16 protein-coding genes are annotated in these 14,518 nt (G+C 68.0%); 11 read left to right on the forward strand and 5 right to left on the reverse strand.

What is annotated here, in order from left to right; translation table 11 throughout:
* Position 1: 1 nt before the first annotated feature.
* Positions 2-667, forward strand: coding sequence for a hypothetical protein (locus QE363_RS17800; RefSeq protein ID WP_309697422.1), 666 nt, complete (start codon positions 2-4; stop codon positions 665-667).
* Entirely contained in the window at positions 664-1,197 is a 534-nt protein-coding gene (locus QE363_RS17805) for an NUDIX hydrolase (RefSeq protein ID WP_309697424.1), read from the forward strand. The genes QE363_RS17800 and QE363_RS17805 overlap by 4 nt, the downstream gene beginning before the upstream one ends.
* Before the next feature lie 457 nt (positions 1,198-1,654).
* On the opposite strand, the gene QE363_RS17810 is transcribed toward QE363_RS17805, so the two are convergent.
* From QE363_RS17810 to QE363_RS17820, 3 genes are all read right to left on the reverse strand, one after another.
* The gene (locus QE363_RS17810; RefSeq protein ID WP_261269007.1) at positions 1,655-1,936 is read right to left on the reverse strand and encodes an ETC complex I subunit; all 282 of its coding nucleotides are present in this window, start codon (positions 1,934-1,936) and stop codon (positions 1,655-1,657) included.
* Between the two features lie 12 nt (positions 1,937-1,948).
* Positions 1,949-4,399 (reverse strand): ATP-dependent helicase HrpB, encoded by a 2,451-nt coding sequence (gene hrpB, locus QE363_RS17815; protein ID WP_309697427.1) that lies wholly within the window; start codon positions 4,397-4,399, stop codon positions 1,949-1,951.
* 283 nt (positions 4,400-4,682) lie between these two features.
* A complete protein-coding gene (locus tag QE363_RS17820; RefSeq protein ID WP_309697429.1) occupies positions 4,683-5,693 on the reverse strand; it encodes a polyprenyl synthetase family protein in 1,011 nt (336 codons plus the stop codon).
* Between the two features lie 108 nt (positions 5,694-5,801).
* Between QE363_RS17820 and QE363_RS17825 the strand changes: the two genes are divergently transcribed.
* Together QE363_RS17825 and QE363_RS17830 are read left to right on the forward strand one after the other, a co-directional pair.
* Positions 5,802-6,080 carry a chorismate mutase gene (locus QE363_RS17825; RefSeq protein ID WP_307100847.1) on the forward strand — a complete coding sequence of 93 codons (279 nt, stop codon included), beginning with the start codon at positions 5,802-5,804 and terminating at the stop codon, positions 6,078-6,080.
* 1 nt (position 6,081) lies between these two features.
* The gene (locus QE363_RS17830) at positions 6,082-6,753 is read left to right on the forward strand and encodes a thymidylate kinase (protein ID WP_309697431.1); all 672 of its coding nucleotides are present in this window, start codon (positions 6,082-6,084) and stop codon (positions 6,751-6,753) included.
* 178 nt (positions 6,754-6,931) lie between these two features.
* Here QE363_RS17830 and QE363_RS17835 read toward each other — a convergent pair whose 3' ends face one another.
* Both QE363_RS17835 and QE363_RS17840 read right to left on the reverse strand, forming a co-directional pair.
* On the reverse strand, positions 6,932-7,525 hold the full coding sequence (locus QE363_RS17835; RefSeq protein WP_307100851.1) for an NADPH-dependent FMN reductase: 594 nt from the start codon (positions 7,523-7,525) through the stop codon (positions 6,932-6,934).
* 115 nt (positions 7,526-7,640) lie between these two features.
* Positions 7,641-8,579, reverse strand: coding sequence for a DUF4253 domain-containing protein (locus QE363_RS17840; RefSeq protein ID WP_309697433.1), 939 nt, complete (start codon positions 8,577-8,579; stop codon positions 7,641-7,643).
* Between the two features lie 79 nt (positions 8,580-8,658).
* On the opposite strand from QE363_RS17840, the gene QE363_RS17845 reads away from it, so the two are divergent.
* From QE363_RS17845 to QE363_RS17875, 7 genes are all read left to right on the forward strand, one after another.
* Positions 8,659-10,704 carry a carbon starvation CstA family protein gene (locus tag QE363_RS17845; protein ID WP_309697435.1) on the forward strand — a complete coding sequence of 682 codons (2,046 nt, stop codon included), beginning with the start codon at positions 8,659-8,661 and terminating at the stop codon, positions 10,702-10,704.
* On the forward strand, positions 10,701-10,883 hold the full coding sequence (locus tag QE363_RS17850; RefSeq protein ID WP_307100855.1) for a YbdD/YjiX family protein: 183 nt from the start codon (positions 10,701-10,703) through the stop codon (positions 10,881-10,883). The genes QE363_RS17845 and QE363_RS17850 overlap by 4 nt, the downstream gene beginning before the upstream one ends.
* Positions 10,884-11,424: 541 nt before the next feature.
* The gene (gene secE, locus QE363_RS17855) at positions 11,425-11,622 is read left to right on the forward strand and encodes a preprotein translocase subunit SecE (RefSeq protein WP_007407051.1); all 198 of its coding nucleotides are present in this window, start codon (positions 11,425-11,427) and stop codon (positions 11,620-11,622) included.
* 10 nt (positions 11,623-11,632) lie between these two features.
* On the forward strand, positions 11,633-12,169 hold the full coding sequence (nusG, locus tag QE363_RS17860) for a transcription termination/antitermination protein NusG (protein ID WP_007407052.1): 537 nt from the start codon (positions 11,633-11,635) through the stop codon (positions 12,167-12,169).
* Between the two features lie 316 nt (positions 12,170-12,485).
* The gene (gene rplK, locus QE363_RS17865) at positions 12,486-12,917 is read left to right on the forward strand and encodes a 50S ribosomal protein L11 (protein ID WP_007407063.1); all 432 of its coding nucleotides are present in this window, start codon (positions 12,486-12,488) and stop codon (positions 12,915-12,917) included.
* Positions 12,918-12,921: 4 nt separating this feature from the next.
* Complete coding sequence (gene rplA, locus QE363_RS17870) at positions 12,922-13,614, forward strand: 50S ribosomal protein L1 (protein WP_261268994.1); 693 nt, start codon at positions 12,922-12,924, stop codon at positions 13,612-13,614.
* 140 nt (positions 13,615-13,754) lie between these two features.
* Complete coding sequence (locus tag QE363_RS17875; protein ID WP_309697449.1) at positions 13,755-14,495, forward strand: FadR/GntR family transcriptional regulator; 741 nt, start codon at positions 13,755-13,757, stop codon at positions 14,493-14,495.
* Positions 14,496-14,518: the final 23 nt, after the last annotated feature.

Below are 14,518 nucleotides of genomic sequence, written 5' to 3' on the forward strand. Positions count from 1 at the left end.
GATGTTGAGCGAAGCCGATAGCGATCTGGTCACCGCCGCCGTGGCGCGCGCCGAGGCCGCGACCGATGCCGAGATCGTGACCATCGTCGCCCCCCGATCGGACGACTATCGCGACGTGGCGCTGTGGTTCGCCGCCGCCGCGATGCTGCTGGTGCCGCTGTTCGCCGCGCTGTTTCCGGGCCTGGGCCTGAAACTGCTCGCGCTGGTGCATGACGGATGGAGCGAAACGGGCGAGGATCTGGTCCTGGGCGTGCTGATGATCGCGCAAATCCTGGTCTTCGCGGTCGTCGTCGCGGCGCTGGGGCCGGTGAAGCGCCGGATCGTGCTGGTCCCCAAAAGCATCCGCCATGCCCGCGTCCGGGCGCGCGCCGTCCTGCTCTTCCGCGTCTCGGCCGAGCGGCGGACCGACAGCCGCTACGGCGTGCTGCTCTACCTTTCCGAAGACGAGCATATGGCGGAGATCGTCGCCGACTCCGGATTGACCGGCAAGGTCGGGCCGGAAACCTGGGGCCGCGCCATGGCGGTGATGTTGCCCCATGTCGCGAAGGGCCATGTCGGTGAGGGGCTGGGCGCGGCGGTCGAGCGGATCGGGCTTGTGCTCGCCGAGCATTTCCCCAAGACGGCGGCCGATACCAACGAACTGCCGGACAGACCCATTTCGCTATGACCGATCCCCGTATGGACGCCCCCCTCGAAACCATGGCCGAGGGACGGTTCCTGGCGCTGCGCAAGCGTGGCACCTGGGAATATGCCGACCGACCGCGTGACATCCGCGCCGCCGTCATCCTCGCGATCGACGGCGAGCATATCCTGCTGGTCGAACAGTTCCGCGTCCCCCTGGGCGCGCCTTGCCTGGAAATGCCCGCCGGGCTGATCGGCGACGAGACTGTGGGTGAGGCCGTGCTGGACGGTGCGGCGCGCGAGTTGGAAGAGGAAACCGGCTATCGCCCCTCGCGGATCGAGGCGCTGGGCGAATTCTGCTCCTCGCCCGGCATGACCTCGGAACGCTTCACCCTGGTCCGCGCGAGCGGCTTGGTGAAGGTCGGCGAAGGCGGCGGCGATTCGGACGAGCAAATCGTCGTCCACCGGATCAGGCTGGTGGATGTCCCCGCCTTCGTCGCCGAACGACGTGCGGCGGGGGTGGTGATGGATGCCAAGCTGCTCTTGCTGCTGGGGGGCGGCATCCTGGGCTTTTGATTTCACGCGAAGCCGCGAAGGCGCGAAGAGAAGAAGGTTGGTTCGCGCGGAGACGCGGAGACGCAGAGGAGTTTCGCTCGCGGCAGCGAGATTCCTCTGCCATCGGCCAAGATCGAAGAACGGCCGGAGCCGCTGGGTTCGACACCTCTGCGCCCTCTGCGCCTCTGCGCGAACCCATTCCGACAATCTTCGCGTCATCGCGGCTTCGCGTGAAATCATCGCGACACGCCGCAACGGACGGGAAGGCGCCAAGAAAATTTGTTCGCGCAGAGGCGCGGAGGGCGCAGAGAGGGATTGCTCGCGGAAGCGACACGCCGCTCCAACAGATCGGTTGTGATGCGATCCCGATGCCGCCGGGCGCAACACCTCCGCGTCTCCGCGTCTCCGCGCGAACCAACCTTCTCAAGCGCTGCGCGCGAAAGAAAAGCGCCCCGGCCTTGACCGGAGCGCTCGAACCTCAGCGGAAATTGTCGGCGTAGCTTTGCAGCTTGAGCGTCTTTTGCGGCGTCGGCACGACATGATGGTCGAGCCCCTCGCGCTGGCAATAGGCGATCGCCTCTTCCAGCGTCGCGAAGGTCAGGCGGACCTGCTCCCGCGTATCGCCGCTTCCGGCCCAGCCGGTCAGGGGATCGGGCTTTTTCGCCTCGGTGGATTCGAATTCGAGTTGCCAGCGATCGGTCCGGTACTTGCCGGATTGCATCGCGTTCTTGGGGCGCTGGAAGATGCGAGCAGTGGCCATAATCCACGTCCCTTATCGCGAACCGGCGGCTCTTGCATCCGCCTTTTTCGTGCGTAGCGTCGCGGAGGCCGCTGCGGGGTCATCGGGCCAGGGATGGCGGGGGTAGCGGCCGCGCATTTCCTTGGCCACCGCGCTCCAGCTTCCCGCCCAGAAACCGGGCAGGTCGCGCGTCGTCTGGATCGGGCGACCGGCGGGCGAGGTCAGGCTGAGGACCAGCGGCACCCGCTCGGTGCCGATCACCGGATGCTCGGCCAAGCCGAACAACGCCTGGACGCGCAGCTCCACCCTGGGGCCACCTTCCGCCGCATAATCAATCGCATGGCTGCTGCCCGCCGGGCTTGTGAACTGGGCGGGCGCCATCGAATCGATCCGCCGCTGGTCGTTCCAGTCGATCAGGTTGCGGATCGCCTCGGTCAGCGCGCCGGGGGCGACCGCATCCAGCCGCCTCTTGCCCGCCACCAGCGCGGGCAGCCAGTCGTCCAGCCGCGCGATCAGCGTCGCATCGTCCAGCGCCACCCCGGCATAGGCCGCCCGCGCCCGGTACGCCCCCGCCCCGTCGCTCCACGGCAACAGCGACAGGCCGTGCGTCCGCACCCCCTCGACCAGCGCCTCGGCGATCGCCTCGGGGGAAGCGCCCGAATCGGGGCCGCTCGACAGGCGCAGCCCGCCCAGCCGCCGTTCGCGCAACGCCTCGACGCCGCCGGTCGCGGGGTTGAAGGTGACGGTGCGCCGCGTCTCGATCCGATCGGCGAACAGCGCCTCGACGGTGGCGAGGTCGAGCGGCGCGGCGGACAGGATGCGCGCGCCCGACGCCGCGCCCTGCGTCTCGCCCACCGCCAGCCACTCCGCACCGGCCAGCGCCGATGCCGGATCGAGCCGGAAGCCCCGCCCGCCGACGCTCGCCCAATTCTCACCGGTCGAATCGCGGCGACGCGCGACCCGGTCGGGATAGGCCAGCGCCAGGCAGACGCCCGCCGGATGGTCCCACGCCTCGCGCTCGACCGGCCTGGGGGCCAGGCTAGCCCAGCGTTTCGCCATCTGGCGCGCCGCATCCGCCTTGGGACCGCGTTCGGTCCGCCAGCGGCGCAGGCGTTGTTCGACATCGACATCCTGCCCCCCGATGCCCCGCTCGCCCAGCAGCACCGCGACCTCGGCGGCGACGGAGGCCAGCCCGCGCTCGCCGCTGCGGATCAGCATATGCGCCAGGCGCGGCGGCATAGGCAGCGCGGCGATCGCCTTGCCGTGCGCGGTCGGGCGGCCCGTGTCGTCCAGCGCCTCCAGCACGGTCAGCCGCGCACGCGCCTCGGCGACCGCGGCCTCGGGCGGCGGGTCGAGCCAGGGGAGCGCGCGCGGGTCGCCCACCCCCCAGAGCGCGGTGCCGAGCAGCAGCGCCGACAGGTCCGCCTCCAGGATCTCGGGCGGGTCGAAACGCGGCAGCCCCGCCGTGGCGGCCTCTTCCCACAGGCGATAGGCGACGCCGGGCGACTGGCGCGCGGCGCGGCCCGCGCGCTGGGTGACGGCGGCTTGGCTGGCGCGCTCGGTGACCAGCCGGGTCATCCCCGCCGCGCGGTCGTAGCGCGGGCGGCGCGCCAGCCCCGAATCGACCACGATCCGCACCCCGTCGAGCGTCAGGCTGGTCTCGGCGATCGAGGTGGCGAGGACGATGCGCCGCCGCCCCTCCGGATCGCGCCGGATCGCCGCGCGCTGCGCCGCCGGGTCGAGCGAGCCGTGGAGTTCATGGACCGCGATCCCGGCGGGCAGGCTCGCCAGCCGCTCGGCGGTGCGCGCGATCTCGGCGGTGCCGGGCAGGAAGGCCAGGATGTCGCCCTCCGCCTCATCGGCCAGCGCGCGGCGGATGGCGGCGGCGACCGAATCCTCGATCCGCGCCTCCGCCGCCCGGCCGAGATGGCGAAGCGTCAGCGGATGGCTTCGTCCGTCACTCTCGATGACGGGCGCGTCGCCCATCAGGCTGGAGAAGCGGCGGCCATCGAGCGTCGCCGACATCGCGACCAGCCGCAGGTCGGGACGCAGGCCCGCTTGCGCATCCAGCGCCAGCGCCAAGCCGAAATCACCGTCGAGGCTGCGTTCGTGGACCTCGTCGAACAGCACCGCCGAGACGCCCCCCAGCTCGGGATCGGTCTGGATGCGCGCGACGAAGATACCCTCGGTCACCACGGTCACGCGGGTCGCGGCGCTGACCCTCGTATCCATGCGGGTGGCATAGCCGAAGGTGCGGCCGACCGGCTCGCCGACCATCGCGGCCATGCGTTCGGCGGCGGCGCGGGCGGCAAGGCGGCGGGGGGAGAGGAGCAGGACCTCTCCGGTGCACCAGGGCTGGTCGAGGAGAGCGGGCGCGACGGCGGTGGTCTTGCCCGCGCCCGGCGGCGCGACGAGGACGGCGTTGGGAGCGGCCGCGAGCGCGTTCAGCAGGTCGGGCAGGACGGCGGTGACGGGTAAGGTCATGGCGGTCGCGATACGGGGTTTGCCGGGCGGGGTGAAGGACCTCGACCCTTCTGGCCCCCACCTTCCGTTCAGGCTGAGCGAAGTCAAAGCCCATGCCTGGGCATTTGCCCAGCGGACAGGCTTTCCCTTGGCCTTCGACTACGCTCAGGCTGAACGGGGGTGAGGTGCGTTGTCAGCAAAGCCGTTCCCCGGCGAAGGCCGGGGCCCAGGCTCCACCAAGCCGGAGGCGCGCCACGCAACGCGGGGGAGGCAGACCGCCCCGCACCTCCGCCGGGGAACGGCCTCAATACGCCCGCGCGACCGCGAACTCGACCGCCTCGATCATCGCGCTCTTCGCGGGGCTATCGGCAAAGCCCTTGATCGCCTCGATCGCCAGCCCGCCATAATGGCGCGCGCGCGCCATCGTGTCGTCGACCGCACGGCTCTTGCGGACCAGCGCGATGGCATGGGCGAAGTCCTCGTCCGAGGTGCGCCGCCCCTCGACCGCGTCCTTCCAGAACTGGCGTTCCTCGTCATTGGCGCGGGCATAGGCCAGGATCACCGGCAGGGTCATCTTGCCCTCGCGGAAATCGTCGCCCGCATCCTTGCCCATGGTTCCCGCGTCGGAGACATAGTCGATCGCATCGTCGATCAGCTGGAACGCGATGCCCAGATTGCGGCCATAGGCCTCCAGCGCCAGCTCCTCCGCCTCGGGCCGCTCGGCGACGACCGCCGCGATGCGGCAGGCGGCGGCGAACAGCGCGGCGGTCTTGGCGTCGATGATCGAGAGGTAACGCTCTTCGGGCAGGCCCACCTGCCGCACCGCGGTCAGCTGGTTCACCTCGCCCTCGGCGATCACCGCCGAGGCGCCCGACAGGATGTTCAGCACCTTCAGGCTGCCCGCATCGACCATCAGCTGGAAGGAGCGGCTGAACAGGAAGTCGCCGACCAGCACGCTCGCCGGATTGCCCCAGATGATGTTAGCCGTCCGCCGCCCGCGCCGCAGGTCGGAGCCGTCGACCACGTCGTCGTGCAGCAGCGTCGCGGTGTGGATGAACTCCACCGCCGCGGCCAGCACATGGTGGCTGGTGCCCTGATAGCCGAGCAGCTGTGCGCTCGCGAGCGTCAGCATCGGGCGCATCCGCTTGCCCCCGCCCGCGATCAGATGACCGGCCAGTTGCGGGATCAGCGGAATCTCCGACCGCATCCGGTCGATGATCACCTGATTGACCTGATTCATGTCGTCGGCCACCAGCCGGATCATCGTGTCCAGCGAGGGCGCGGGCTTGGCGTGGCGGGTGGCGGTTACGGTCATGGGCAGGTAAGAGCCTCTGGCGACAACGCTTGCCGAACGCAAGCCTAAGCGCGAAAGGACGCGCGCGAAATTGCGCGAGCCCACGCGCCAGAGGGAGACACGTCCACCATGTCCGACACCGTGCTGACCGGCTATCGCCAGTCGATCGACAATATCGATGCCGCGCTCGTCTTCATGCTGGCCGAACGGTTCAAGGTGACGCAGGCGGTCGGCGAATATAAGGCGAAGAACGGCCTGCCCCCCGCCGATCCGGGTCGCGAGGAAGCGCAGATCGCCCGGCTTCGGCAATTGGCGATCGATGCGCAGCTGGATCCCGAATTTTCCGAGAAATTCCTGCGCTTCATCATCGACGAGGTGATCCGCCACCACGAACGCCTGCGCGGCTGAGATGGCCTTTCTCCTGGCGATCGAAGGGGCCGATGGCGCCGGCAAGGCGACCGCGACGGCGGCCGTCACCGAGCGGCTGAACGCGGCGGGCCTGTCGGCGGCGGCGCTGTCCTTTCCGCGTTATGGCGACACGATCGGCGGCTGGGCGCTGGGCGAATATCTGGCGGGGCGCCTGCCCCATGCCGCCGCGCCCGAGACGGCGGCGACGCTCTATGCGCTCGACCGATTCGAATCGCGCCCGCACCTGATCGCGCTGGCCGAGCGCCACGACGTCATCGTCTTCGACCGCTATATCGCATCCAACATGGCCTATCAGGCGGCGCAGGTGCCCCCCGAACAGGCCGAGGCGCTGCTGCAATGGATCGAACGGCTGGAAACGGTGCAGTTCCGCCTGCCCGCGCCGCATCTGTCGGTCTATCTCGACACGCCGCTGGCTGTCGCGCGCGACCTGATCGCCCGCAAGCGCAAGCGCAGCTACACCGACGAGACCTATGATGCCTATGAGGCCGATCTGGGGCTCCAGGCGCGGGTGCGGGCCAACTATGCCGCGATGGCGGACGGCGCGATGCTGGGCGAATGGGCGACGGTGTCGACCGTGGCGCATGGGAATTTGCGCGATCCGGCGGAGATCGCCGACGAGATTGCCGCGCTGGTGACGGGACGGCTGGGGTAATTTTCATTACGCGCGAAGCCGCGAGGGCGCGAAGCAAAAGAGGATGGTTTACGCGAAGATGTCGTGCCCCCGCGGGCCGAGCCGTCGCACGCGATTGCCTCTCTGCATCCTCCGCGCCTCCGCGCGAAATCAAAATCTTCGCGGCTTCGCGTGAACACATACTTCCAGGTATAGCCCCTCAATTCGACGCGCGGATCGTCCCTGCCAGCGGTGCGAAGCGAGCGACCTGCTGGCCGACCAACCGCAATTGCCCCTCCACCGAGGCATCGTTGATCCGGCCATCCTCATCGAACCGCGTCTGTTGCGAATTCACCGCCGCCGCAAAGGGCGTCGGCCAGCCGCGCAGCGCATGGACGATCGAGCGTAGCGCCGCGATGGTCGATCCCGTCGCCTGCCAGCCATAGGCAGTCGCGATCAGCCCGACCGGCAGATCGGCCAGATAGGGGCGTTCGTCCTTCGCCGTCTCTTCGAGCAGGTCGAGCGCGTTCTTCACCAGCCCCGAGATGCTGCCATGATAGCCCGGACTGGCGATGATGATCGCCGAGGCCTGTCGCACCGTCTCGACAAAGACCCGCTCCGCCTCGGTCCGCTCCGCCGCGCGCGGATTGTAGAGCGGCAGGCGCGCCAGGTCCTCGCCGCCGAAGACATGGGTGCGGAACCCCTCGTCGGCGGCGGCCGTCATCGCGATGCGAAGCGCACGCTCGGTCGAGGAGACGCTGCCGATCGTGCCGCCGATGCCGACGACGAGCGGGGAGGAGGAAGGACTGACCATGTCCGCCTTTCACCCCGGACCGGGCGGCTGGGCAAGGGGTAAGTTGCGGCAGGCCCGTCGGAGGATGCGATGACGGAACCGTGCCGGGGTGAAGCGCGGCGCGCGCGCTATGCCGTCAGTCCCACCAGAAGAACCACCAGTTCGACGTCATCAATCCTGCGGCCAGGTTGGACAGCGTACCCGCCCCCTGCTCGATGATGTCGGGGCAATATTCATACATTTCGCGCGCCAGCCCCAGCGCCTCCGCCCGGTCCTTCGGCCGGGTCCGGACCCGGATGTTCATCGTATCGCCGTTGATCCCGACCAGTTCGGCACCATAGCGCCGATTCCAGTCGCGCAGCGCCGCGACATGATATTCGGACGGCGGACAGGCGTTCCAGTTGCCCCAGCGCAGATAGGCGGGCGCTTCCCATGCGTGCGAAGTCGGCAGCATCATGATGTGCACCCGGTCACGAACCTGGCCGGATGCCCCGTCCTCGATGACGAACAATCCCGGCGCTTCGGGACCGTCCCCGACGTCTCTGGGCCATTCGCCGACCGGGGCCCGCAAATCCTCCCCGCCATTCTCCTTGGACCAACGGTGGAAATCCGCCGGAAAACGAAGGGCGTCGGCCGCCGCGACGATCTGGGCCGGCGTGCGCGGAGCCGGGCGGTTCGCGGGCCCGCCCGACATGGCCGGGTCATCGATCGAGAGCTGTTCGGCGATCCGCTCTAGATCCTCGTCCCCGCCGATCACCACCGGCCAGCCACGCCCGGCGCCTTTGAGCCGCTCCCACTCCGCCAGCGCGTTCCGGCCGGGCACGGTGATCCGCTCATAGGTCAGCGCCGCCATCATCCGCTGGTGCATCGCCTGATAGCGGGTGCGCTGTTCGGGCGTGAGGTGGGAAAGATCGTCCGTCACCTGTCCACTCCCCATCGGCCGCGTCGCACCGAGAAGCGCGCCCATCGCCAGCCCACCGATCATCCACCGCCGCGTCGGGTCCATGGCGTGCAGCTTGGCATGTCGATGCGCACGCCCGCAATCGATTCCGGCGACACCGGCAAAAATCCCCATCGGCATATTCAGGGCTGGCACACCCGCCCCCAGGGGGTAGAAGATCGATAAAAAGCATAACAAGAGGATCGGACAGGGCATGACGAAACACCTCCCCTGGATCGCGCTGGCGATCGTCGGAGCGGGCGCGCTGGGCGTGGTGGCGACGGTGCGCGGCGAGCCGATCAACGCGCTGTGGATCGTCGCGGCGGCGGTGTCGGTCTATCTGATCGCCTATCGTTATTATGCGCTGTTCATCGCGCGGGTGATCGGCATCGACCCCAGCCGCCCCACCCCCGCCATTCGTCGCGCCGACGGGCTGGACTATGTCGCGACCGACCGGACGGTGCTGTTCGGCCACCACTTCGCCGCGATCGCGGGCGCGGGGCCGCTGGTGGGGCCGGTGCTGGCGGCGCAGATGGGCTATCTTCCGGGCACGCTGTGGATTCTCGCGGGCGTCGTGCTGGCGGGGGCGGTGCAGGATTTCCTCGTGCTGTTCCTGTCGATGCGGCGCGACGGGCGCTCGCTGGGCGAGTTGATCCGCATGGAGATGGGCCCCGTGGCGGGCACCATCGCGCTGTTCGGCGCCTTCATGATCATGGTCATCATCCTGGCCGTGCTGGCGCTGATCGTCGTGCGTGCGCTGGCGGAAAGTCCCTGGGGGCTGTTCACCGTGGCGGCGACCGTGCCCCTGGCGATGCTGATGGGCGGCTATACCCGCTGGGTGCGGCCCGGGAAGATCGGCGAGGTGTCGATCATCGGCTTCATCGGCCTGATCCTCGCCATCGTCTATGGCCAGTCGATCGCCGAGTCGGCCGTCCTCGCGCCGCTGTTCACCTTCACGCCGGTCCAGCTCTGCTTCCTGCTGATCGGCTATGGCGCGGTCGCCTCGGTCCTGCCGGTATGGCTGCTGCTGGCACCGCGCGATTACCTCTCGACCTTCCTCAAGATCGGCGCGATCGTGGCGCTGGCGATCGGCATCGTCATCATGGCGCCGCCGCTGAAGATGCCCGCGCTGACCCAGTTCATCGATGGCAGCGGGCCGGTCTGGGCGGGGCCGCTCTTCCCCTTCCTGTTCATCACCATCGCCTGCGGCGCGGTGTCGGGCTTCCACGCGCTGATCGCCAGCGGCACCACCCCCAAGCTGATCGCCAGCGAAAAGGACGCGCCGTTCATCGGGTACGGCGCGATGCTGATGGAAAGCGCGGTGGCGATCATGGCCTTGGTCGCCGCCTCGATCCTCGATCCGGGCGTCTATTTCGCGATGAACGCGCCTGCCGCCGTGCTGGGCACCGACCCGGCCAGCGCCGCCGCCGCCGTGACCGCGATGGGCTTTCCGATCTCGGCCGACACGCTGGCGCAGGTCGCGCGCGACGTGGGCGAGCATACGATCATTTCCCGCGCAGGCGGTGCGCCGACGCTGGCGGTAGCGATGGCGGAAATCTTCAGCCACCTGTTCGGCGGACAGGCGATGAAGGCCTTCTGGTATCACTTCGCCATATTGTTCGAGGCGTTGTTCATCCTGACCGCCGTGGACGCAGGAACCCGCGCCGGGCGGTTCATGCTCCAGGACCTGATCGGGCTGGCCGTCCCCAGCTTCCGGGGATCGAGCAAGGTCGCGCCGGGCCTGATCGCGACCGGCCTGTGCGTCGCGGCCTGGGGCTTCTTCCTCTATCAGGGCGTCACCGATCCGCTGGGCGGGGTGAACACGCTGTGGCCGCTGTTCGGCATCTCCAACCAGATGCTCGCCGCCGTCGCGCTGATGCTGGCGACGGTCGTGCTGTTCCGCATGAAGAAGGACCGCTTCGCCTGGATCACCGTGATCCCGACCGTCTGGCTGCTCGCCTGCACGTTGACCGCCGGGTGGTTGAAGATCTTCTCCGCCGACCCGCGCGTCGGTTTCCTGGCGCATGCCGATAAATTCTCCGGTGCGGCAGCGGAGGGCAAGATACTGCCCCCCGCCAAGACCATGGCCGAGATGGGGCGGATCGTCTTCAACGACCGGATCGACGCGGGGCTGTGCGCGATCTTCCTAGGCGTGGTGCTGGCGATCTTGGTCTATGCGGTCCGCACCTGCCTGATCGCGCGCCGGATAGACCGGCCGAGCATCAGCGAAATCCCGCCCGAAATGGCGGCGGCCGAATGAGCTGGCTCGCCCGCCTGCGCGAGATCGGCAATGCCATGGTCGGGATGCCGAGCTATGACGCCTATCGGGCGCATATGGCGGCCAGGCATCCCGACCGCGAGCCGATGGACGAAGTGACGTTCTTCCGCGAGCGGCAACAGGCGCGGTACGGGGGCAAGAATGGTGGGCGGTGCTGCTGATTCACACGAAGGCGCGACGGCGCGAAGAGGAAAGAAGGTTGGTTCGCGCGGAGGCGCGGAGGCGCGGAGAGAAAGAGTGGGGCATTCCCCCCCTCCGTTCAGCCTGAGCGTAGTCGAAGGCCATGGGATGATGCCCGTCACGCGGGCGGAACGCGCCAGCGTTCGTTGAGCCTGCGGCTCGAAGTCCTTAGGCGTATCCTTCCCTTGGCCTTCGACTACGCTCAGGCCGAACGGAGGTTCGAGAGAGAGGTAACAAGAGCCTGCCGCTGCCCCCTCTGCACCTCCACGCCTCTGCGCGAACCACAAAAATCTCCGCGTCTCCGCGTCTCCGCGCGAACAAGAAACCCTCGCGCCATCGCGGCTTCGCGTGAACCCGAAAGCCCCGATCCGCCGCTACCCTTGCCTTTTGACCAAGCCACGGCTACATCGCGTTCCCATCCGAACAGCGCGGACGGACCTTTCGTCGCAGGCCCCTTGGGTCAGCGACGGCGGACCCATGCCTCGCTGACAGTATTTCAACGCAGGTGCGGGAACGGCACGAGTGGCGAAGACGACCCCCATCGAATTCTTCAACCAGGTCAAGACCGAGACCAAGAAGGTCGTCTGGCCGACGCGGCGCGAGACGGTGATGACCGGCGTGATGGTGGTCGTGATGACCACGATCCTGGCCATCTTCTTCCTGGCGGTCGACTCGTTCTTCGAGACGCTGGTCCGCACCCTGCTGTCGCTCGCGAAGTAAAAGGGTTCCCATGGCGCGCTGGTACATCATCCACGCTTATTCCGGTTTCGAGGGCAAGGTCCGCGATTCGATCATGGCCGAGGCGACCCGTCTGGGCCTCGACCATCTCGTCGCGCAGATCGAGGTGCCGACCGAGACCGTGACCGAGGCCCGTCGCGGCAAGAAGATCGCGGTCGAGCGCAAGTTCATGCCCGGTTACGTGTTGGCCAAGCTCGACATGAACGACCAGGTCTATCACCTGGTCAAGAACACGCCGAAGGTAACGGGCTTCCTGGGCGCGATGGGCAAGCCGCAGGCGATCAGCGAAAGCGAAGCCACGCGGATGCTGAACTCCAAGGAAGAAGCCGCCGCCGCCCCGAAGCACAAGGTCAAGGTCGATTACGAGATCGGCGACGCGGTCAAGGTGCTGGAAGGCCCCTTCGCCAGCTTCAACGGCGTGGTCGAGGAACTGGATTTCGACAAGTCCAAGGTCAAGGTGTCGGTGTCGATCTTCGGTCGCGCCACCCCGGTGGAACTGGATTTCGAGCAGGTCGAACGCTCGAAGTAAGTTTCGACCATCCGACGAAAAAAGGGCCGGGGCGGCGACGCCACCGGCCCTTTTCGTATCCAGCCCACTCCCAAACCACCGTTCAGGCTGAGCGAAGTCGAAGCCCACGCCCGGCGCCGTGCCGCGCGCGAATCCCCTGCACTTCGACTTCGCTCAGTGCGAACGGAGGTGGTGGCTTGCCCGCCTTGCCATTCCCCCCATTTTCCGCTATCGGCCCGCGCTTCCCTAGCATCATGCGACGGAACCCTTGCGGGAGGGTGCGCTGGCCTATGCCTTGCGTGCCCGTCACGACCGCTAGACTCGAAAAGAGAGTGACATGGCAAAGAAGATTACCGGCTATATCAAGCTGCAGGTCCCTGCAGGCGCCGCCAACCCCTCGCCGCCGATCGGCCCGGCGCTGGGTCAGCGCGGTGTGAACATCATGGAATTCTGCAAGGCGTTCAACGCGCAGACCGGCGAAGTCGAGAAGGGCACGCCCCTGCCCACCGTCATCACCGTCTATGCCGACCGTTCGTTCTCGTTCGAGACGAAGACCGCGCCTGCGACCTACCTCATCAAGAAGGCGGCCAACCTGAAGTCGGGCTCGAAGGAGCCGGGCAAGGTGTCGGCGGGCAAGATCGCGCGCTCGAAGCTCGCGGAAATCGCCCAGGTCAAGATGAAGGACCTGAACGCCAACGATATCGAGGCTGCGACCAAGATCATCGAAGGCTCCGCCCGCGCGATGGGCCTCGAAGTGGTGGAGGGCTAAGATCATGGCGAAGCTGACCAAGAAGCAGAAGGCCGTCCAGATCGACTCCGAGAAGCTGCACGGCATCGACGAAGCGATCACGCTGGCTCGTACCAACGCGACCTCGAAGTTCGACGAGACGATCGAAGTCGCCGTCAACCTGGGCGTTGACCCGCGTCACGCCGACCAGATGGTCCGCGGCGTCGTCACCCTGCCCAAGGGCACCGGCAAGACCGTTCGCGTCGGCGTGTTCGCCAAGGGCGCGAAGGCCGACGAAGCGCGCGCCGCTGGCGCCGACGTCGTGGGCGCCGAGGACCTGATGGAAACCATCCAGGGCGGCACCATCGACTTCGACCGCTGCATCGCGACCCCGGACATGATGGGCGTCGTCGGTCGCCTCGGCAAGGTGCTGGGCCCCAAGGGCCTGATGCCGAACCCGAAGCTGGGCACCGTGACCATGAACGTCGCCGAAGCCGTCAAGGCGGCCAAGGGCGGCCAGGTCGAGTACCGCGTCGAAAAGGCCGGCATCATCCACTCGGGCATCGGCAAGGCGTCGTTCCCGGCGGAGGACCTGCGCGCCAACTTCGACGCGCTGGTCGACGCTCTCATCAAGGCCAAGCCGTCGGGCGCGAAGGGCAAGTATGTCCGCAAGATCGCCGTCTCGTCGACGATGGGCCGCGGCATCAAGGTGAACGTCTCGGAAGTTCCGGGCGCGTAAACCACGCCGCAGCCGTCAGGCTGACGGATCAGGGGGTCGGGACTTCGGTTCCGCCCCCCTTTTCGTTGGAGCGGGAAGCACTTGTGCGGAACCCACACCGCCCGGCTTGCAGCGGGCGGTCAGGCCGCATAGGCTTGGCCATGGCAAAAAAGCCCGACAATGGCCGCTTGTACGAGCGGATCGCGCGCGAGATCGGCGCGAAAATCACGGCCGGCGACTATGCGGTGGGCCAGCGCCTGCCGTCCGAGCGCGACTTGGCGCAGGCGCATGCGGTGTCCCGCCCCACGGTGCGCGAGGCGATCATCGCGCTCGAACTCGACGGTCTGGTCGAGGTGCGGATGGGATCGGGCGTCTATGTGACGGCCGCCACCCCGCATGGCGGCGAACCGGGCCAGACCGATATCGGCCCCTTCGAACTGCTGGAGGCGCGCCGCACGATCGAGAGCGAGGTCTGCGCGCTGGCGGCCACCCGCATCGACGATGCCACGCTGGCCGAATTGCGCACGCTGACCGACGCGCTGCACGATCCCGATTTGGAGCGCGCCGAGCTGGCCGACCGGCGGTTCCACGAAACGATCGCCCGCGCGACGCAGAACAGCGCGATGGTCGCGATGGTCGAGCTGCTGTGGAACGCCCGCGAACGCTCGCCGCAATATCGGCTGCTCAGCGACAAGGCGCATGGCGCGGGCGTCGTCCCCCGGCTGGAGGACCATGTCGCGATCCTCGACGCCCTGATTGCACGCGATCCGGACGCCGCGCGGGCGGCAATGCGCCAGCATCTGACCAATGTGCTCGACGCGATCCTGGCCGCGACCGAAGTGCACGAAATGGAACAGGCCCGCGCCCGCATCGCCGCGCATCGGGAACGCTACGCAGTCTGATTCCTGATCGTCGCCCCAGCGCA

This window comes from Sphingomonas sp. SORGH_AS_0870, assembly GCF_031453175.1.
Lineage (GTDB): Bacteria > Pseudomonadota > Alphaproteobacteria > Sphingomonadales > Sphingomonadaceae > Sphingomonas.